Raw genomic sequence first — 19103 nt, 5'->3', positions numbered from 1 at the left:
TTTTCAGATGAAAGACCTTCCAAGCCCCTGATCGGGATGTGACGGTGCTTCAGGTATGTTAAACTAGAGAGTATAAACAACAAACTAGAGAAACAAATCAAGTAGGCTTGGTACAAGCTAAACATAGAAGAGAGATATAAACGCTAATGCGGATTAAGCAGGATATAGGGGTGAACTTAGCCGATGCAGGGGAAGATTTTGGTGGTGGACGATGAACAGCCCATCGCGGACATTCTGAAGTTTAATTTGGAAAAAGAGGGGTACGAGGTCATCTGTGCATTTGATGGCATTCGTGCGGTTGAACTGGCGTTATCCGAGAAACCGGATCTGATGCTGCTGGATCTGATGCTCCCGGGCAAGGACGGTATGGATGTCTGTCGTGAGGTGCGCGCTCATCTGGAGATGCCAATCATTATGCTTACCGCCAAGGATGGCGAGATCGACAAGGTGCTTGGTCTGGAGCTGGGTGCGGATGATTACGTGACGAAGCCATTCAGTACGCGTGAGCTGCTTGCACGGGTGAAGGCACAGATGCGCAGACGGCAAAAGCTTGCGATTACGGCAGAAGCGCATGAAGACGAAGAGAAGCAGGTCATGCGGCTATTTGATCTGGCTTTTGATATGGACATGTATACGGCTTATAAAGGCGGAGAACCGCTTGATCTGACCCACCGTGAATACGAACTTCTCTATTATATGGCGAAGCATTCCGGCAAGGTTATGACACGGGAACATCTGCTGCAAGCGGTATGGGGATATGAATATTTCGGTGATGTACGTACCGTGGATGTCACGATCCGTCGTTTGCGTGAGAAGATTGAGGAGAATCCGAGCAAACCGGAAACGATTCTGACTCGCCGCGGGCTCGGTTATCTCGTGCGCAGTGCCAAAAGCGTGGGGATATAATGGGCCGATTCGCGCGATTTTCGTTCTTCCGAACGATTCAGGCGAAATTGATAATTATCTATGTACTGCTGATTCTGATTGCGATGCAATTGATCGGGGTTTATTTTGTGAGCGCGATGAAGAACTCACTAACGAGCAACTTTACGGAAGACTTGCAGGCGCGTGCGGAGATGCTGTCGGTTCTCGTGGGGGAGACGATGGCTGGTGGAGAAGCAGAGGCTGGCGAGGACAAAACGGAAAATCTGCGTGTGCTGGTGAACAACCTGTTCAACATTAACGGTGCCGAGATTCAGGTGCTGGATGCCAGCGGCAAAGTACTGACGACCTCGCTAAGTTCACATTCGGACTATGTCGGGCGCAAAAACACCCAGACCGTCGTCAGCCGTGCGCTGCAAGGCATTCGGGACAATGAGGAATATATCGTGGACGAGGATAATGTTCGCAAAAAGGTCGTTGCCAAGCCGGTGCTGTCCGGCGGCAAGATCATTGGCGCGGTCTACATCGCGGCATCCATGAACGAGCTGTATTCCACGATGGAGGGAATCAACAAAATTTTTATCTCCGGCATTCTGATTGCCTTGGTGTTAACGGCGGTGCTTGGCGTGATCCTATCTCATACGATCACGCAGCCGATTAAGGAAGTGACGCGGAGAGCGACAGCGGTCGCAGAAGGTAACTTTGATCAGCAGACACCTGTATTTGGCACGGATGAGATTGGTCAGCTCAGTCGGGCTTTTAACTATATGACCAGCAGGCTTCGAGATGCACTCTCCCAGAATGAAGAGGAGAAGGAGAAGCTGACCTCCATTCTGACCAATATGAGTGATGGTGTAGTGGCTACGGATGAGTACGGTAAAGTCATTCTCGTAAACCGTCGTGCCAGCAGCATTCTGGGTATGCATCCTGCGGATATTGAAGGAAGACACTTCGCTATATTACTCGGCATTGATCCGGAGGATGCGGAAGCTCTCGCGAGTGGTTTCACAGGTTCAACGTTGCTGCAGATTGCACCTGCAGGACAAGAAGAACCTGTGGTCATTCGGATGACGTTTACACCGGTTCACCGGCGTGAACGGGGGATCACGGGAACGATTGCCGTACTTCAGGATGTTACTGAGCAGGAAGAGCTTGAGGCATCCCGGCGTGAATTCGTAGCTAATGTATCCCATGAACTGCGTACACCACTGACCACGATCAAGAGTTACGCGGAAGCACTGGATGACGGTGCACTGGAAGATCCGCAGCTTGCCGGTCGTTTCGTGGGTGTTATTCAGAACGAGACGGAGCGAATGATACGACTGGTTACGGATCTGCTGCATCTATCTCGGCTGGATTCCAAAGAGGCCATGCTACGTAAACAGCCAACTGACATTCTGGAAATGCTGGAGGAAGTGACGGATCGATTCTCGTTCCAGATGCATCAGAAGGATATTCAGCCTGTGCTGTCTGTAGAGAATGATATTCCGGCTGTTCCGCTGGATCGGGACCAGATTGATCAGGTGCTGGATAATGTCGTATCCAATGCGCTGAAATATACATTGGAAGGCGGCACCATTACGATTGCGGCTAGACGCAGTGATGAACACGCACTTGCCATCTCGGTATCGGATACCGGAATGGGTATCCCACAGCGCGATTTGGATCGCATTTTTGAGCGGTTTTATCGGGTGGACAAGGCTCGTTCCCGCAGTATGGGAGGCACAGGGCTAGGACTGTCCATTGCCCGGGAAATTGTGAAGGCACATGATGGTAGCATCTCTCTGGAGTCTGAAGTAGATGTGGGAACGACAGTAACGTTCACACTGCCGATGCGTGAGAAAGGGGGTGAGCACCGTGAAGGAACGGATTAAATCCTTGGTGCTTGCTGCCCTTGTTGTAGCCAGTCTGGTTCAGAGTTATTTTCTGATCTACCGTTTGCCCGGAGGCGGGGATTCCATTGTGACGTCAGAAACGAACTATGTGAAGACGGAAAATATGGGTCAGGAACGAAATATTGAAGAATTGATCTTCCCTGATCAGATGATTATTCATCTGGGTGAGGATAAACATACGGTGTTTTACCCTGGCAATACATTCTATCAGTTAATCTATTCGCGGTTACAGGGGCGGGCGTTCGATGATTTTCAGCGCCGCAGTGTGCAATCGGTGAACTGGGATCAGATTCGCAAGGAGAACCCTGGGTTTGAGCTATCGTTCAAAGAAGGTATTCCCGTAGCATTGTTACAGCGGGTGATGAGGCTTGGGACGGATTCCTTGTTCCAAGGGGAGACCATTAACCGAATCTCGATCTATACGTCCAAAAATGAAACGAAGGCCCATGCGCTGTTCTTCAGCGCCAAGGGAGACGTGGTATACGAAGCAACGCAGGCGGACCTTACAGTACAAGACGTGCAGCAGCATGTTGACTTCGGTACGAACTGGACGCCATATACGCTGATGGATGGCGGGTATTATATCCCGGCCGAAGCTCTGGAGACGATTGAGGCAGATGTGCCGACAGGGCAGTTCACGGTTGAGCAGATGCAGCGTAGTCTGTTCTTCGATCCAAGCATGACCCGGAATATTCGGGAAAAAGACGGATCTGAGATCTACACGGACAGTAAACGTAGTTTGCAGGTAAAACAGGAGCAACGCTGGATCAGCTACACCGATCCGGCGGCACCGCCTGCGGGACAGATTGATCCTGCGAAGGATGCGTTGTCTGCAGTTGATTTTGTGAATCAGCATGGTGGCTGGAAAGGCCGTTCGCGCATGATGCTGGAGACCGCCGACATCAAGACGCAGCTTGAATTCCAACAGTATTATGGTAGCTATCCGATTATGGATTCCATGCAGTTCCGCTTTGGCACGATCAGTATGGAGATGCAGCAGGAGACGGTATCCAGCTATGAGCGATCACTGGAATACCTGAACGAAGGTGCAGAGACGAAGAAATCGGTAAAGTTGCCTGGCGGAGACAAGCTGAAGGCTCTTATTAAAAAGGTAGCAGGTGAGAATCGCCAGGTCGTGGACGTGTACCCGGCGTATCGTCCTTCTTCGATTGAGGACGGACTTAAGCTGATTCCGGTATGGGTGATCCGCTTTGGAAACGGGGAGGAAACCACCGTTTCTTGATAGGTTATAGTCTTTGAACCAAAGAGTAGCTGTACTTTATCACTACGCGTGCAGAATAACCTTCCGATCGCTGTTACCCCCAGATTTCTTGAATTCCCTTTTAACACGGGAGAAATCTGGTGGTAAAGGCGAACGCTCCGCTTCTTCAGGTTATTTCTGCCCTCTCCGTTATCGTATAGCTTTAAGTTCAAAGGCTATAAACGGCCAGTTCCGGTGGAAGGTGTAGGCAACTTGAGAAAGTATTGCAAGCAGCTAAGTTAGGGGGGGATGTTTTGGATTGGGGACGGGCGAAAAATGTGTTGATCTATGCCTTTCTGCTGCTCAATCTGGTGCTGGGATACCAGATCTGGATGGATGCGCGGGAGACGGCCGGAGCCAATCTGGACTTCACCTCACTGGCAGATAATACACAGCAGGCGATGGAAGAGAAGGGCATTCAGGTGCTGGCTCCGATTCCAAATGAAACGCCAAAGCTGCCAAAGTTGTCCTATGAGTTCATTGAAGAGGACAAGGCTGGCGTGGATATGGAACTGGAACAGCCTGTAGATAGCAAGTTAATCTTCTCTCAAAGTGAGCTGGAAGATGCATTAGAGCGTGAGATTCCACAGATCGGGACATACCGGCTGGATCAGTTGATGGCCGAGGATGGGGCTTTTGTGCTTCACCCACTGGTGGATGGCAAATGGCCGCTCTTCAATGTGAGTCTGGAGCTATTCTACAGCGACCAGAAAATAACGGGTTACCGTCAGACTCCAGTGCGGATTACGACCGCAGAGGAGAGCGATCAGCAGGTGCTTCCGGCGTCGAAGGCGCTGGGAACGCTGATCGAGAACTTTTTGCCAAATGATGCAATTGTCAAAGATATTCAGCTGGGCTATTACGGCCAGTTGTTCAATTCAGATATACAGGTAGCGATGCCGGCATGGCGGTTCGTGCTGGAAAGTGGCGAAGTGTTGTACGTGCAGGGCATCAGTGGGGATGTTTTCAGTCCCAAGACAGACAAACCAGGGGAGTAATGCGTTATGGGGATATATTTTACCGTGTTATCCAGCGGTTCGACAGGTAATGCCACAGTCATACAACATGGGGGTACCTCTCTCATGATTGACGCGGGTCTTAGTGCGAAGCGATTGGATGCACTGTTTCAGGAAAGGGAGATTTCTGGGGCAGAATTGGACGGGATTCTGGTTACACATGAACATTCCGATCACATTAAAGGACTAGGCGCGATGTCTCGGAAATATAATTTACCAATCTACGCGAATCTGAATACGTGGGCGGCACTGGAGAAGTCGGTTGGGGCGATTCCAGAGGAAAACCGGAGGGTATTTGAGACGGGTGAAAAGCATGATTTTGGTTCACTGCGCGTGGAATCCTTCGGGATCTCGCATGATGCGGCTGAGCCGGTAGGTTATACGTTCGATGATGGTACGGAGAAGCTGTCTGTTGCAACGGATCTCGGGTACATGAGCGACAAGGTTCGCGATGCCATCTCTGATTCTGACGTGCTGGTGCTGGAGGCGAATCATGATGTCGAATTGCTGCGTATGGGGCGTTATCCATGGAACACCAAGCGCCGGATTTTGAGCGACATTGGGCATTTGTCGAACGAAGCGGCAGGTGCAGCGCTTAGTGAACTGATGAACGGACGCATCAAGCGCACGTATTTGGCACATCTTAGCCGAGATCATAATATGATGGACTTGGCAAAAATGTCGGTGCGCGACGCGATGGAGAGCCGTGGATGCTTTTATCGGGACCATGAGTTCAAACTCTGTGATACGTATTACGACCGTCCTACGCCATGGGATAGGGTGGGTGAGCCATAAAGCTGTCCAGTTCGGCGGCTTTGCGCTCGACTTCCTCGCGGGTTAGGATGCCTTTATCAATAAGTAGTTCAATGATGGTGCTGAGTGCAAGGGTATTTCGATAGTGTTCTTCCTTGAGATCGGCCAGCTTGGCCGCCATATGAACTTCATCCATGGCTGTGAGTGTACGTGTGCGATCCATATATATCCTCCTCTATGAAGCTTCGAATTGTCTTTTACTATTATTGTAGTCAGGCTTGATGGAAAACATTCCTCTTTTTGCCGCTAACATTTGTGTGATGAGACGTGTATGCTGAACCTGTGACTATGCAAGGGTGAAAAAGTTCTTCAAATTTGCCAAAATGGCGCTTAGCGGACCGGATTTTGTGGTGATAGATACTATGGACCTTTATTGTTAAGCGCGTTATAGCGGAAATTTGCTTTAATTTTCGTAAATATGCAACTTTTTGTGATTTGACGTGTTTAGTATATGAGGAGCATTGTGATTTTTGCTGTTTTGCGTGTGAAATGGCATGTCATAGAATGCGAGAGCATGATTGATAGAGTCACTGACAGAATGGCGTGTCCGTTCTGTTGTACATAGACGCTGTATCTTGATTTGATGCCGGGATGCGGCGATATGCAAGACCATTTTTTAAAATTGCAAAAAAGCATGGGAAACCGTTGGAGTCTTCACGTAACGAAGACGACAGAAGAAACCTGAAGAAACAGAGTGTTCGCCTTTAGGAACAAATTTTTACCTTGGAAGAGGGGATCAAAAAAATTTGTGAGTAACAGCGATCGGAAGGTTCGTCTGTTGGCGGAGTGGTGTATGTGAGAACTCCATCGTTGAACCATGCGACAACTTAGGCGGCAGTCAGGGTCTTGATGCGTGACAACGAAGGGGAGAGGATCACGATGGGATTGTTTGGAGACGATTTTTATTCAACCAAAGTATCAAGACGCGCCGAACCTGAACAGAAAGGCAAACTTCAGATCATCCGCCCTGGAGGCAGAGCACGTGGACGTGACCGCTGGAGCAATCCGCGCAGATCGCGTACGGGAATCAGTTCCACAGTGAAGGTAGCTGTGATTAGCTCGGTGATCAGCTCCATCGTGACCGTCATGCTGTTTAGCTTCATCACACAGCCTGCTTCGTTACCGCTGGCTAATGCTACAGGTAATGGTGGTGGAGGCGGTGCACAGACAGCGCAGGCAGCTGATCCATACGACCGGATTATCCAGGCAGCAGCCCATGTTCGTCCTTCCGTGGTGAGCATTGTGAACCATAAAACGGGTAGCAGTCTATCGATGGAAGATTCGGCGCTGGGCTCAGGGGTCATTTTCAAGAAGGAAGATGGCAAGGCCTACATTATGACCAACCACCACGTCGTGGAGGGTGCGAGTGATCTGGAGATTGTGACCGTAGATGGGGAGACACATAAAGCGAAGCTGGTCGGTAAAGACCGTGTAAGTGACATTGCTGTATTATCCGCAGAAGATAAAGGGCTGGGAGCAGTCGCGGAGATTGGCGATTCCAGCAAACTTCAGCGCGGTCAAACGGTGCTGGCGATCGGGAATCCGCTCGGTCTGGGCGGTACGCTGACATCCGGTATTGTCAGTTACACGGATCGTATTCTACCTGTATCGATTAATCAGGACGGAGTGTACGACTGGGAGCAAAACGTGATCCAGACGGATGCGGCGATTAATGAAGGTAATAGCGGCGGTGCTTTGGTCGATTTGAACGGCAAAGTGGTCGGCATCAACACGATGAAAATCTCGGATACGGGCGTTGAAGGTCTTGGCTTCGCGATTCCGATGAACGAAGTGATGAAAACGGTAGATTCCCTGCTACTGAACGGCAAAGTATCTCGTCCATACCTGGGCGTGTACACGGTCGATCTGAGCAACCCTTATGCACCACTGGATGACGAGCAGCGTAAGGATCTGAAGCTGCCATCTCATGTGGACAGCGGTGTGGTTGTGCTGGAAGCATCCGGTCCGGCATCCGAAGCAGGTATGAAGCTGAATGATGTCATTACGGAATTTGACGGGCAAAAAATTACCTCCACGCTGGATCTGCGGAAGTATCTGTACGATGAGAAGAAGATTGGAGATACCATTGAAGTGACCTTCTACCGGGATGGCAAAGCGGAGAAAGTATCAGTTAAGCTGACGGATAAACCGGAGTAAGGGAAGATCAACGAGCGAGCCCATACTGTTGCGTGGATTGAAATAGGGAATGCTAGAAGAGTGATCAGATCAACTGACCACTCTTTTTTAGTTGTTATGGGTGGATGTGCTCGTTCGACAGTAAATGAGTAGATCAACCATTTTTATATTCTCATGATCAGTTAGACCCGGAGCCAAAGGAGCAGATACATAAGACTAGGGCTGTGGTAAACTGTTGTCAATATGTTGGAGACGGTCGCTGATGCAATAACATCTGTTTGTCGATCTGATTTTATTTCAGAATGGAAGGGGTATTTTTGATGAAACATTTGAAGAAAAAGATGCTTGGGGGAACGAGCTTGGCGCTGTCGCTGTTTGTGCTGTCGGCCTGTGGATCTGAGGTAGCTACGACAGGAGCATCTGTAGATACAAGTGCTCTGCAAGAGAAGATTGCAGGGCTTGAGAAGAAACTGGTGGAGCAGGGAGCCAAGAGCGTTGAGCAGGAGCAAAAGATCGCAGCACTTGAGACCAAGTTGAATGAGTTGAGTACAAGTGTGATTGCGGTAGGTGAGGCTGGTGGTCAAACGCCTGTAACATCGGGAAACAACGGATCGGCTGGGAAAGGCGATGGGGTGCTGATTACCTTTGCCCAGTATGAGAAGCTTGAGGTTGGCATGTCGGTGGGAGATGTCATCGAGATCCTCGGCGGCGAAGGTGAAGCGCTGAGTGAAGCGGAGAATATGGTGGTTTACAACTATAAAGGCACAGCCGGCAATGGTGCCAATGCTGTTATTGCTTTTCAAGGTGGCAAGCTGTTGACGAAAGCGCAGTCGGGATTGAAGTAAAATTAGTATTGGACATGAAGAGTATGAATCTTTGGAATAAAGCGTATTACAGGGTTAGGGGAAGTTAAATGGGGGCCAATCAGAAAATTCTGGTTGGTTTTTTTGTTGTTTTGATAAAGTCTGTGAGTAGCGGAAAAGTTATTAGAAGTAGATTTTTTGAATAAATATCTTGACAGTCGCAGTTAGTTGTAACTATAATAATCACATTATATAAGTTGTAACTGTAGTAGTTACATATAGTGATTTAAAGGGGGATTTAGTCTAAGCAATTGTACAACCAGACTATAGGATGGTTTAAAAAATCAACGGAATTGGCTGCTGGATACATTGTTATGAATAAACGGCGGCGACATAAAGAGAGGGAGATCAATTAAATGTTTACGAAAAAATCATCAATGGGCATTATGCTCGTTCTATGTTTCATGTTAATTCTGAGTGCTTGTGCGGGTACAGCAAGTAAAACCGAAAATGCGGAAGACTCTTCATCCAATGCTGCTAGTGCTGAAAATACAAAGAGCGAGGAAACAAACACACCAGCGGTGGAGCTGAAAGTGACTACCTATAATCCTGGGGAAAACAGCATTTTTGGCGTTTCATCAAACCTGATTGAAGGTCCAACTGAAATCGTGCTCGTTGATGCGCAGTTCCAAAAGAATGATGCCGAGAAATTGGTCAAAATGATTAAAGAAAAGGGTAAAAAACTGACCATCGTATATATCAGCCACAAGGACCCGGACTACTACTTCGGTCTATCGGTGATCCGTGAGGCGTTCCCTGATGCAAAAATCGTTGCGACTCCAGCAACGGTGGAAGGAATCAAGGAAACAATTCAAGTGAAGAATGAATATTGGAATCCGATTTTGAAAGAAAATGCACCAACTGCACAGATTGTTCCGAACGTCCTTGAGGGTGCTCAATTGACCGTAGATGGAGAAACCGTAGAGATTATCGGTCTAGATGGTTCCGATCCGTCCCATACGTTCCTGTGGATTCCTTCCATTAAAACTGTTCTGGGTGGCGTTCCTGTCTATGAAAATTCGCACGTCTGGATCGCAGATAACCAAACGCCAGAGAGCCGTGACTACTGGCGCCAATTGCTAGACCAAATTATTGCATTGAATCCAGAGCGAGTGATTCCAGGTCATTACCTGGGTACCAGTGCCGGGGATATATCGAGTGTTACATTCACTCGTGATTATATTGCTAAATTTGAAGCAGAGGCAGAGACAGCCAAAGATTCTAAAGAACTGATTGCAGCCATGAAAAAAGCATATCCGGACTTTACGAATACAGGCGATCTGGATACGAGCGCTCAGGTAATTAAAGGCGAAATTTCTTGGCCTTAAGTATAACGATGGAATTCTAGAAACGCTATAAGTAAAGGGCGAACATCCTTATCCTGTTAAGTGGGAGGGATGTTTTTGCTGTCATTAGGCGTGTAGGGGTTTCTTTTCGGCGGCAGGTGTGATAGAACTGAGAAGTGGCTATCCTGTAATGGGGTACGCGGTTGTGAATCGGGAACATAGCTGGTTACAGAAAGGATGCTTAACGGATGTACGTTGTATGCAAAGAACACGTGGACATTGCCATCGACATGTTTGTCGATGAGTATGAGGACGCTCCAGATATCGTTGATCTGAAGGAGACGGAATTTGCCGACTGGGACCCGCCTGCTAAATGCGCCGAGTGCGAACAGCACGCGGAATTCCTCGTCGTTTAGCGTACTGTAGGACTTAGATGGCTGGAGGCGTGACTTAAGGTGGCGCTTCGGGCTGACTTTCCATCCGGTATGAACATCACAGCAAGAAGCCAAGGAGAGCGTGATGAGCGCTCTTTTTGGCTTTGTGTGGGGAATTGGTGGTGGTTGTTAGGCAGCGTGGAGCTGTAGGGGTTAACGTGGGAGTAGGCCGAGAGTAAGAGAAGATTAAGGTAGGTAGGTGCCGAGTTGGGAGTGAGCTAGGTTGTAGTAAAGGTGCAAGTTGTAGGTAATAGAAATGGAAGCCGCTGAGGCATGGGGGAAAGTGCCGTTGGGTAACAGCGATGTGGGTAGTGACGTGGGTGTGGCGGAGCGGAGTAACTCTAAAGAACCTGACGGATCTTATTCGTGGCAAATACCGCCTGGTTGAAATCTAACGAATCGTAGACACTTTATGTTACTGAAAAGGCCTCGAAAGTGGTGGGGAACGCTTGTTTTGACTGAGATAGTGTGTTTCAGATTCGTTAGATTTTAAAGTAGCCGAAATGGGGCTGAATAAGGTGTGTGAGGTTCGTTAGAATTGGAGAAATATGTAGTAAAGGTATACTACAGATGGAACGAACGATGCGATGAAGCATCTTACTTATAGGAAATCTCGCAAGACAATTTAGGAGGAATGGATTTTCATGTTTATTCAGATTATTGGCGTAGGCAAATTGAAGGAAAAATATCTCACGCTGGGCATTCAGGAATATGCCAAGCGGCTCGCCCCGTACATCAAATTTCAGATGATCGAGGTCGCAGACGAAAAGGCGCCCGATACCCTGAGCGAAGCTGAGGTTCGGGCGGTAAAAGAGCGCGAGGGCGAACGCATCCTCGCGCATGTGAAGAGCGAGGCGCACGTGGTCGCGCTCGCACTGGATGGCCAGCTCTGGAGTTCCGAGGAGCTGGCATTGGAGATCGACAAGCTCGGCACGTATGGGACGAGCCATGTCGTGTTTGTCATCGGAGGAAGCCATGGGCTCTCCGATGAGGTATTGCGCCGCGCGAAGCAGCGCTTGAGCTTCGGGCGCATGACCCTGCCGCATCAGTTAATGCGGCTGGTGCTGGTGGAGCAGATTTATCGCGCGGTGAAGATAAATCGGAATGAACCGTACCACAAGTAGGGCGAAATTTGCTTGATGTCAACATCTTTGATCCGATAGTACCCCGTCTCCTCCATGGAAGAGCGAAGTGTGGAGAGATACCTCGGCCAAGCACTCTCCAACTGCTCCTGTTCCTCTGGTGTGGGCACGACCAGCTCACTGTTCTCCAGGGACACCCGGTCGGTTTGTCACCTTCTCCAGAAAGTGTCCTTGCTGACGCCTCTCCAGCTTACGGATCAAGCCCTTGGCGTGTTGCTTGTCCATCACGAATTTGTCAGGGTCCGCCTTGTGTTTGGCATAGCGACGAATCTGCTTGTAATAGGCCATCGTATAGTGCTCCAGCATGGCGAGTTGGCGCTCCTGGTCGTAGCCAAGATGACGGCGGCCTAGCGCAATGGTTGCCGACATCCGCAGTACATCATACAGATAGGAGCCGAAGCAGCCTTCATCAAAATCATTCACATCATACACAATCTGGCCCGATTCATCACAGAATGCCCCGAAATTTTCAAAGTGCAGATCGCCCTGAATCCATGTCGGCTGTTCTACCGATGTGTGATAGAGAAATAATGACGTGTAGCATCATAATAGAACAGATAGGCACTTCCCCGGAAGAAGGAGAACGACGTTTGCATTATTTTCCGGTAATTCTCAGCAAGCTCCTTCTGATCCAGCTTCATAAACCTCTCATCGAACTCTTCCAGCACCGAGATGAGCGTATCCGGCGCAGCTTGGTACGTGTGCTAATGTCATTGTCGACAATGACTGGCTTTACCATCAAGATGCTCCCCTGTATATAAGAACCTGAATTATGCCTCTTATCATAGTGCACATCAGGGCCACAATCCAAGAGAGGAGAATACAGGCTCCTGCGGATTGTGGCTGGAATTTTATGCTTGATTTTGTAGACGTGATCAGCCAAGCAGGTTACACTCTTTCATATTATGAATTACTTTATCTGCTAAGGAGAACACCCTGATGATTCGTGTGATGCTGATTGATGATGAAGAAGATGCACTCGATTTGCTTGAAATATTGCTGGGACAGCTCGGGAATGTGCAGGTGATCGGGCGATATATGAACCCTGTCGAGGCTATTGAGGTAATACGGACACTTCAGAGCAACGGAAGAGAAAGCCCTATTGATGCCGTGTTTCTGGATAACCGAATGCCAGGCATGAACGGGATGGAGGTAGCACGAGCGATTAGACAAATGATCCCACAGATGCCGATCATCTTCACGACAGCTCATGCAGAGTATGCCGTGGAGGCATTTGAGATTCAGTCGATTGACTATCTGCTGAAGCCCTTTACACCAGACCGATTGCAGAATGCTGTTACTCGTGTTCAGCATTCCATGTCCCATTCTTCGCTTAGCCCCTCGTCCACCAACCCATCCCAAGCTGGACATGTTGAGAATTCGTCTGCTGCCATTCAATGTCTGGGTGGATTCCAGATCAGGCTGCCGGGTAACAGAGGCAGAGTGTTGTCCTGGAAGACGAAGAAGGAAAAGGAGCTGTGCGCTTTATTGATTCACGTTGCAGGGGAATCCTTAAGCACGGCGGCTATTCTGGAAGCCATCTGGCCAGGCTATGACCTGAATAAGGCAAAGACGTATCTGTATACATGCCTGTCTTATTTACGCAAGACCCTGACAGATCATCATATTCCGATTCGTATAAACAAGGTTCATCAGGGCTTTGTGGCTGAATGGGATGGAATGATACTCGATGTCGCCGAGTTCAAGCAATTGGTAAGCCAAATCAAATCGCTGAGCACCCAGTCAGACCACCTGACTAGGAGTGTAACTACTATAGAGATGGATGCCGAGCTTTATGACCAAATGAATCAAATGTACAAGGGTGATTATATGGACGCTTGTGACTTTAGATGGGCGGAGTCCAGGCAGCTGGATGTTAGAGGGGCCTATATTCGTGCGCTTAGAGTATGGTATGCGTATTTCCACAAGCAGGACAACGCCAGTTTGGCTGTAGATAGTATGCAGCGCATATTGAAGCTAATTCCGGATTCTGAACAGGACGGACGTGAGCTGATCAGACTGCATCTGAACATGGGCAATCGATCTGAGGCCCATCGCGTAGGCTCCCAGTTGGAGCAAGCGGTGTGTCTTCAGTTGGGAGCTGAGCTGGAGGCGAAGACCGTGCTGCTGATTCAGCAGACGAGGGAAAAGGCTGAGTGGAACAACCGATGAAAAAACAAGCTACCGCTGCATGTATTACCATATTTCTGCTGATTGCTGCCTACGGGATTTTCCTGACCTATGTGTCTATGCCCAAAGAACAGATCCCCGTCGCAACGAGCGGAGTGCTGGATCTGACCTCCTGGGGGTTCGCGGAGAACGGAGTGCTACCGCTGGATGGTGAATGGGAGCTGTACCCTGACAAGCTGTTCACTCAGCAAGACTTGATCCCTACTACTGCGGGGGAAGAATTAACAGCAGCAATGATTCAGGTACCGGGATCATGGTCGCAGCTGATACCTACGAAGGGTATGGTGACCTATAGACTACGGATTGAAATGGATCACGTGGCTGCCAGTACGGTATATGGACTCAAAACATCATCTATTCAGGTATCGAATCGAATAATGGTAAATGGCCAGGTGGTTGGCTCCAGCGGGAATCCAGGCAAACAACCGGATTATGTAGCCTTGAATAAGCCACATACAAGCTATTTCACACTTCAGCCTGGCTCGAATGAGCTTCTGATTCAGGTGGCCAACTATGATTTTCGCGCAAGCAGCGGAATCAATGAATCTGTCTTTCTAGGCACAGCTACGCAAATATCAGATCTGTATAATCAGGCCATCATTCATGATTGGATTACCATAACAGCCTTTTTGATGATGGGCTTATATTTTCTCGGCTCATTCTCTCAGCGCAAAAAGGACTTTTCCATTGCTGTAGTTGGTATCGTCTGTATGTGTTTCGCCATATTCACTAGCGTGAATGGTGAGCGGGTGTTGTTCGATGTGGTCGGACTGCTGCCCTTCTGGTTGTATTACCGTATTCAGATGGTGTCAGCGGCAGTTGTGGGGATTGGATTTTTCTTCTATGTCTATTCCGCCTTCCGGCCTTATTGCTCCAAATGGTTCGTTCGCGGCGCCTTGATCTTCGGGGTGATATTGCTTGTGTTGCATGTTCTGTTTGGTGCCAGAATTTCGTTGTCTCCATTTCGAGAAATGTCAACATTCTATACCACCTTTTCATTGTTGTATGCTACCTATGTATTCGTATTGGCCGCACTCCATAGAGTCGCAGGCAGCCTCTATCTAGCTGTAGCAGCCATGGCCTCGAATGTACAAGCGCTGAAGCAGAATATGAACATTTACTATGGAGTACGGATTTTTGAAATGGCGCCGATCGAGCCCTTTCTGATGTTGCTGATGCTGGCCTTGCTGATGTCAGTCCACTTCTCGAACGCCTTCCGTAAAATTGAGGAGCTCTCAGAGGAGCTACTGCAGGCGGACAAGGTAAAGGATGATTTCCTGGCCCGTACCTCACATGAATTCAAGACACCGCTGCATGTGGTCATGAATATTTCACGCTCGATGCTGAGTGATACCGTACATCCGCCAACGGCAGAGCAGCGGGAGAAGCTGCAACTGATGACAGACATGACCAAGAGACTGTCGCAACTGGTGTATGACATTCTGGATCTGTCCAAGCTGCGACAGGGCAAGCTTCAGATTACTGCGGCGCCAATTGATATTCGTGCTGTAGTCGAGATGCAAGTGCGCTTCTACTCTTATCTGGCTGTCGAACGGCAGCTTCAGCTCGTGAACCACGTCCCAGCACATTTACCTTTTGCACTGGCTGATGAGGGCCGTCTGAGTCAAGTCATCGGTAATTTACTGGATAATGCCATCAAGCATACCGAGCATGGAAGAATTGTGGTAACGGGAAGGCTACAAGGTGATCAGCTAGAAATTTCAGTGCAGGATTCAGGAAGGGGCATTGAGCCGGAGGATCTGGCGTTAATCTTCGATCCGTTCAAATCGCTTCATGGAACGCAGCCAGGCGGCTTCGGATTAGGACTGTCCATCGCAAGACAATTGGTACAACTGCAGAGTGGTACGCTTACGGTCTTCTCTACGCCTGAAGTTGGCTCGACATTCACGATTACGCTTCCTGTCGCCGATCAAGGCAACCCAGCAATTACACTTCCTCCAGTCGCCGAGGTCGATCCCAAGCAAATGCAGTATTCATTTGCTACGCCTTATTATTCGAATCACGCGGGCAAGCACACGGTACTCATCGCTGACGATCAGTACGAGAATCTGAAGGTCCTCATTGACGCACTTCAGGGGCTTGACTATCGGGTAATCGCAGTGAAAAACGGGTATGAGGTGCTCCAACAGCTTCAGCGAGCAGACAAGGTTGATCTGGTCATTATGGATCTGATGATGCCAGGAATGTCAGGCTATGAGGTGTGTCAGGAACTGCGAACACGGTACTCGCTGCTGGAGCTGCCGATTCTGATGGTAACGGCTACCATCCAGCCACAGCACAAGGTAGCCGCCTTCCAGGCAGGGGCGAACGATTATTTGCCCAAACCGTTCGATATGGAGGAGCTGAAAGCTCGTATCGGAAGCCTGCTGGCGATGAAGGAGTCCCTTGGACGTGCGATCCAAATGGAGATAGCTTTCCTCCAATCCCAGATCAAGCCGCATTTTCTGTTCAACGTGTTGAATAGTATTGTCGCATCAAGTTATACGAATATTGAACGGGCACGGGGAATGATTGTCGATCTGGCTGATTACTTGCGCGGCAGCTTTCGATTCAGCAATACGGACGAAAGAATCGCTTTTGAGGAGGAGTTCAAGCTCATACGTACGTATGTCGATATTGAGCAAGCACGTTTTCGCGATCGGATTCGCTTCGAATCAGATATTGCGGCAGGTGCGTTGGACTTGCGTATTCCCCCACTGCTGTTGCAACCGTTAGTAGAGAATGCCATTCGTCATGGCATTGGTGATCGCCTTGAAGGAGGCCTGGTTACTTTAACAGTGAGTGAGTCGGATGGATATTGGCAATTTGTTGTGGCTGACGATGGTGTTGGTATACCACTGGAGCGACTGCAGACACTGCTCGATCGTACTGTGACGGATGAATCGCAAGGGGTGGGCTTACTGAATATCAATAAGCGGCTAACCTATGAATATGGCATATCACTGCGACTGGAGAGCACTCTGGGGCACGGAACGAAGGTAACTGTGCGCATCCCTGCCTCGTCGGTGGCGATGTAAACGGCTGATGAGTATTGACGCGGGTGTTGACGCAAGCAACGGCTCACATGACAGGCTCCTATCCATGATGATAGGGCCTGTTTTTTGTTTTTTTCAGAAATATTCTGGCTGGTTATCGTCATTGTTCATTCAATGATTCATCTAACTGTGAATATAAGCGTGTCAGTAGGAGAGAAGTGCTGTAGAGTTATGTCGATTTTTAAGGTTTTTTTAAGGTGTGATCTTCTATACTAGGCTAAAAGAAGTGGGACAAAAGTAATAATAGTTGTGAGAGCGGCAGATTTGTGCTGTCAGGAGGGATCAAGAAATAGACGCTATGAATCAACCAAAGAAAGGAATGAACAGAACGATGAACAGAGGAATGCTGACTGCAAGAAGGGTTTGTTTCATTCTAATTGCATGTATGCTGTCAATGGGGTACATCCCTCCATTCCAGACATGGGAAGTGAACCGCGCCTATGCGGCGCCCGAGAAATGGACAACCGTAGGCAACCCTGGCATCTCAGATGGATATATGCAATATCACCGACTGGCGGTGGAGGATGGTACGCCCTATGTGACCTTTCAGAATCAAAATGGCCAGCTGCGTGTGATGACGTATTCCAGCACAGATGGCTGGAGGACACTCGACAACACAGGGCTCAACCAACAGACCTACTACACTACCCCGATTGAAGTTCGGAATGGCGCTCCTTATATCGTCTATCCCGATATGGCGCATGAGGGTAAGCCAATGGTCATGAAGTATATGGAGGGCGAAGGCTGGGTACCTGTCGGCAATCCGGATTCACTGCCGCCAATGGGCTATAATGCTGGACTGACTCTAGACCAGGACGGTACACCTTATATTGCTTTTACGAACAATCGCAAGGTATTTGTCATGAGTCTGGATTCTACAGATGACAATTGGAAATTCATAGGCAACATTATTTACACCTCAAGCAGTCCTTCAGATATACAGCTCAAGATGGATAACGGCGTCCTCTATCTGACCTACCAGTATAACTACAATGGTTATAGAGCTGCCGTCATGAAGTATACAGAAGGAAGCAACTGGACTAGCCTCGGGGATGACATTTTTAATAACAACCTGAATTATTTCTCCGCATTTGACGTCTATGATGGTCAGCCTTACCTCGCATTCGGAGATCGTTCCCACAGCAATAAGGCAACCGTCGTTACGTATAGCGAGCAAAATGGCTGGACACCTGTAGGTACAGAGGGCTTCTCAACAAATGGGGCCTATAATACGAGTCTGACGATCGATGAAGACGGTACACCCTATGTAGGCTTCCGCAATGGTTCCTCTGCAAAGGCTACTGTGATGAAATACGGCACAGACGGCGTATGGCAAACGGTGGGCAATGCTGAGTTTTCCGAAGGTTTAATTAACGATACCTGGCTTGCGGTAGACCATGGCACTCCTCACATTGCTTTTCAGGACAGTGTATATGGTCAGAAGATGACGGTCATGAAGCTGGGTGAAGCTTACACCGTGTCTTATAACAGCAATGGCGCAACCGCCGGTAATGTGCCTACAGACAGTAACCTGTATGATAATCAGGCTACTGTGACGACAGCGGGTAATACGGGGAATCTGGAGAATCCTGGCTATGCCTTTTGCGGCTGGAATACGGCGGCGGATGGTAGCGGAACGGATTATAAGGCCGGAGACACCTTTACGATCCGTAATTCCAATGTACTCCTATATGCGAAATGGGCCTCACTGAACGTAACAGTCGATTATGCGCCAGGCGAGCATGGGACGATCAGTGCGACGAACGAGACAATCGTGAAAGGCGGTCATCCAGCGGCAGTACCCAACGTCACTCCGAACAGCGGTTATCGGTTCACAGGCTGGAGCAGCGATGGGGGTGTAACGAAGCTGAGAACCGACGAGTTGAAGACAACTGTTATCACCCAAGGGATCACTTACACAGCTTACTACACCCAGATTATCAAAGGTGATACCAGCGGCGACGGCATCGTGACGGCTGCGGACGCCCTGATGCTGACAAAGTATCTGAAGGGCAACATTCAATTGACACCTGAGGAACTGGAAGCAGCAGACGTCAATGGTGATGGCGTTGTGGATGATAAGGATGTCAAGGCGATTCTGGCGATTATTACAGGAAAGGGTTGAGCAC

16 protein-coding genes are annotated in these 19103 nt (G+C 49.0%); 13 read left to right on the top strand and 3 right to left on the bottom strand.

Translation table 11 applies throughout. The annotated features are described in order from the left end of the window. The first annotated feature begins 183 nt into the window (after positions 1–183). From yycF to NST38_RS30295, 5 genes are all read left to right on the top strand, one after another. Positions 184–906, top strand: coding sequence for a response regulator YycF (gene yycF, locus NST38_RS30315; protein ID WP_017691453.1), 723 nt, complete (start codon positions 184–186; stop codon positions 904–906). Then, positions 906–2756, top strand: coding sequence for a cell wall metabolism sensor histidine kinase WalK (walK, locus tag NST38_RS30310; protein ID WP_076252173.1), 1851 nt, complete (start codon positions 906–908; stop codon positions 2754–2756). The genes yycF and walK overlap by 1 nt, the downstream gene beginning before the upstream one ends. After that, positions 2740–4020, top strand: a complete 1281-nt coding sequence (locus NST38_RS30305) for a YycH family regulatory protein (protein WP_076252171.1) — start codon at positions 2740–2742, stop codon at positions 4018–4020. The genes walK and NST38_RS30305 overlap by 17 nt, the downstream gene beginning before the upstream one ends. A gap of 272 nt (positions 4021–4292) precedes the next feature. Then, a complete protein-coding gene (yycI, locus tag NST38_RS30300; RefSeq protein WP_036612041.1) occupies positions 4293–5036 on the top strand; it encodes a two-component system regulatory protein YycI in 744 nt (247 codons plus the stop codon). 6 nt (positions 5037–5042) lie between these two features. Further along, positions 5043–5849, top strand: coding sequence for an MBL fold metallo-hydrolase (locus tag NST38_RS30295; protein WP_036671861.1), 807 nt, complete (start codon positions 5043–5045; stop codon positions 5847–5849). Here NST38_RS30295 and NST38_RS30290 read toward each other — a convergent pair. Further along, positions 5818–6030 carry a hypothetical protein gene (locus tag NST38_RS30290; protein WP_036611899.1) on the bottom strand — a complete coding sequence of 71 codons (213 nt, stop codon included), beginning with the start codon at positions 6028–6030 and terminating at the stop codon, positions 5818–5820. The two genes, NST38_RS30295 and NST38_RS30290, sit on opposite strands and share 32 nt — an antisense overlap. A 716-nt stretch (positions 6031–6746) precedes the next feature. Here NST38_RS30290 and NST38_RS30285 point away from each other — a divergent pair. From NST38_RS30285 to rlmH, 5 genes are all read left to right on the top strand, one after another. Beyond that, positions 6747–8024, top strand: a complete 1278-nt coding sequence (locus NST38_RS30285) for a S1C family serine protease (RefSeq protein ID WP_036611896.1) — start codon at positions 6747–6749, stop codon at positions 8022–8024. A gap of 299 nt (positions 8025–8323) precedes the next feature. After that, entirely contained in the window at positions 8324–8848 is a 525-nt protein-coding gene (locus tag NST38_RS30280) for a hypothetical protein (RefSeq protein WP_051449799.1), read from the top strand. Between the two features lie 374 nt (positions 8849–9222). Beyond that, on the top strand, positions 9223–10194 hold the full coding sequence (locus tag NST38_RS30275) for an MBL fold metallo-hydrolase (RefSeq protein WP_076252169.1): 972 nt from the start codon (positions 9223–9225) through the stop codon (positions 10192–10194). 206 nt (positions 10195–10400) lie between these two features. Then, positions 10401–10568, top strand: a complete 168-nt coding sequence (locus NST38_RS30270) for a CxxH/CxxC protein (RefSeq protein ID WP_017691462.1) — start codon at positions 10401–10403, stop codon at positions 10566–10568. A 662-nt stretch (positions 10569–11230) separates the two neighbouring features. Beyond that, complete coding sequence (rlmH, locus tag NST38_RS30265) at positions 11231–11710, top strand: 23S rRNA (pseudouridine(1915)-N(3))-methyltransferase RlmH (RefSeq protein WP_076252167.1); 480 nt, start codon at positions 11231–11233, stop codon at positions 11708–11710. Positions 11711–11845: 135 nt separating this feature from the next. Here the strand turns inward: rlmH and NST38_RS30260 are convergent, their stop codons facing one another. Together NST38_RS30260 and NST38_RS30255 are read right to left on the bottom strand one after the other, a co-directional pair. Next, positions 11846–12208, bottom strand: a complete 363-nt coding sequence (locus tag NST38_RS30260; protein WP_256720072.1) for a DUF2252 family protein — start codon at positions 12206–12208, stop codon at positions 11846–11848. Positions 12209–12234: 26 nt separating this feature from the next. Next, positions 12235–12369 carry a DUF2252 domain-containing protein gene (locus NST38_RS30255; protein ID WP_257467764.1) on the bottom strand — a complete coding sequence of 45 codons (135 nt, stop codon included), beginning with the start codon at positions 12367–12369 and terminating at the stop codon, positions 12235–12237. 298 nt (positions 12370–12667) lie between these two features. On the opposite strand from NST38_RS30255, the gene NST38_RS30250 reads away from it, so the two are divergent. The 3 genes from NST38_RS30250 to NST38_RS30240 all read left to right on the top strand — a co-directional run bounded on the left by NST38_RS30250 (position 12668) and on the right by NST38_RS30240 (position 19099). Continuing rightward, positions 12668–13900, top strand: coding sequence for a response regulator (locus NST38_RS30250; protein ID WP_076252164.1), 1233 nt, complete (start codon positions 12668–12670; stop codon positions 13898–13900). Next, the gene (locus tag NST38_RS30245) at positions 13897–16956 is read left to right on the top strand and encodes a sensor histidine kinase (protein ID WP_076252254.1); all 3060 of its coding nucleotides are present in this window, start codon (positions 13897–13899) and stop codon (positions 16954–16956) included. The genes NST38_RS30250 and NST38_RS30245 overlap by 4 nt, the downstream gene beginning before the upstream one ends. Positions 16957–17359: 403 nt before the next feature. Next, positions 17360–19099: an InlB B-repeat-containing protein gene (locus NST38_RS30240; RefSeq protein WP_341344259.1), complete on the top strand. Its 1740-nt coding sequence runs from the start codon at positions 17360–17362 to the stop codon at positions 19097–19099. The last annotated feature ends 4 nt before the right edge of the window (positions 19100–19103 follow it).

This window comes from Paenibacillus sp. FSL H8-0104 (assembly GCF_038050215.1).
GTDB classification, from domain to species: domain Bacteria; phylum Bacillota; class Bacilli; order Paenibacillales; family Paenibacillaceae; genus Paenibacillus; species Paenibacillus amylolyticus.
Note: the sequence above shows the minus strand (reverse complement) of the source record. Positions and strands in the feature narration are given on the sequence as shown.

Excerpts from the sequence above, each read along its gene's own strand:
- yycF (WP_017691453.1), top strand. The coding sequence starts at position 184 with ATGCAGGGGAAGATTTTGGTGGTGGACGATGAACAGCCCATCGCGGAC.
- walK (WP_076252173.1), top strand. The coding sequence starts at position 906 with ATGGGCCGATTCGCGCGATTTTCGTTCTTCCGAACGATTCAGGCGAAA.
- NST38_RS30295 (WP_036671861.1), top strand. The coding sequence starts at position 5,043 with ATGGGGATATATTTTACCGTGTTATCCAGCGGTTCGACAGGTAATGCC.
- NST38_RS30290 (WP_036611899.1), bottom strand. The coding sequence starts at position 6,030 with ATGGATCGCACACGTACACTCACAGCCATGGATGAAGTTCATATGGCG.
- NST38_RS30285 (WP_036611896.1), top strand. The coding sequence starts at position 6,747 with ATGGGATTGTTTGGAGACGATTTTTATTCAACCAAAGTATCAAGACGC.
- NST38_RS30280 (WP_051449799.1), top strand. The coding sequence starts at position 8,324 with ATGAAACATTTGAAGAAAAAGATGCTTGGGGGAACGAGCTTGGCGCTG.
- NST38_RS30275 (WP_076252169.1), top strand. The coding sequence starts at position 9,223 with ATGTTTACGAAAAAATCATCAATGGGCATTATGCTCGTTCTATGTTTC.
- NST38_RS30270 (WP_017691462.1), top strand. The coding sequence starts at position 10,401 with ATGTACGTTGTATGCAAAGAACACGTGGACATTGCCATCGACATGTTT.
- rlmH (WP_076252167.1), top strand. The coding sequence starts at position 11,231 with ATGTTTATTCAGATTATTGGCGTAGGCAAATTGAAGGAAAAATATCTC.
- NST38_RS30255 (WP_257467764.1), bottom strand. The coding sequence starts at position 12,369 with ATGAAGCTGGATCAGAAGGAGCTTGCTGAGAATTACCGGAAAATAATG.
- NST38_RS30250 (WP_076252164.1), top strand. The coding sequence starts at position 12,668 with ATGATTCGTGTGATGCTGATTGATGATGAAGAAGATGCACTCGATTTG.
- NST38_RS30245 (WP_076252254.1), top strand. The coding sequence starts at position 13,897 with ATGAAAAAACAAGCTACCGCTGCATGTATTACCATATTTCTGCTGATT.
- NST38_RS30240 (WP_341344259.1), top strand. The coding sequence starts at position 17,360 with ATGCTGTCAATGGGGTACATCCCTCCATTCCAGACATGGGAAGTGAAC.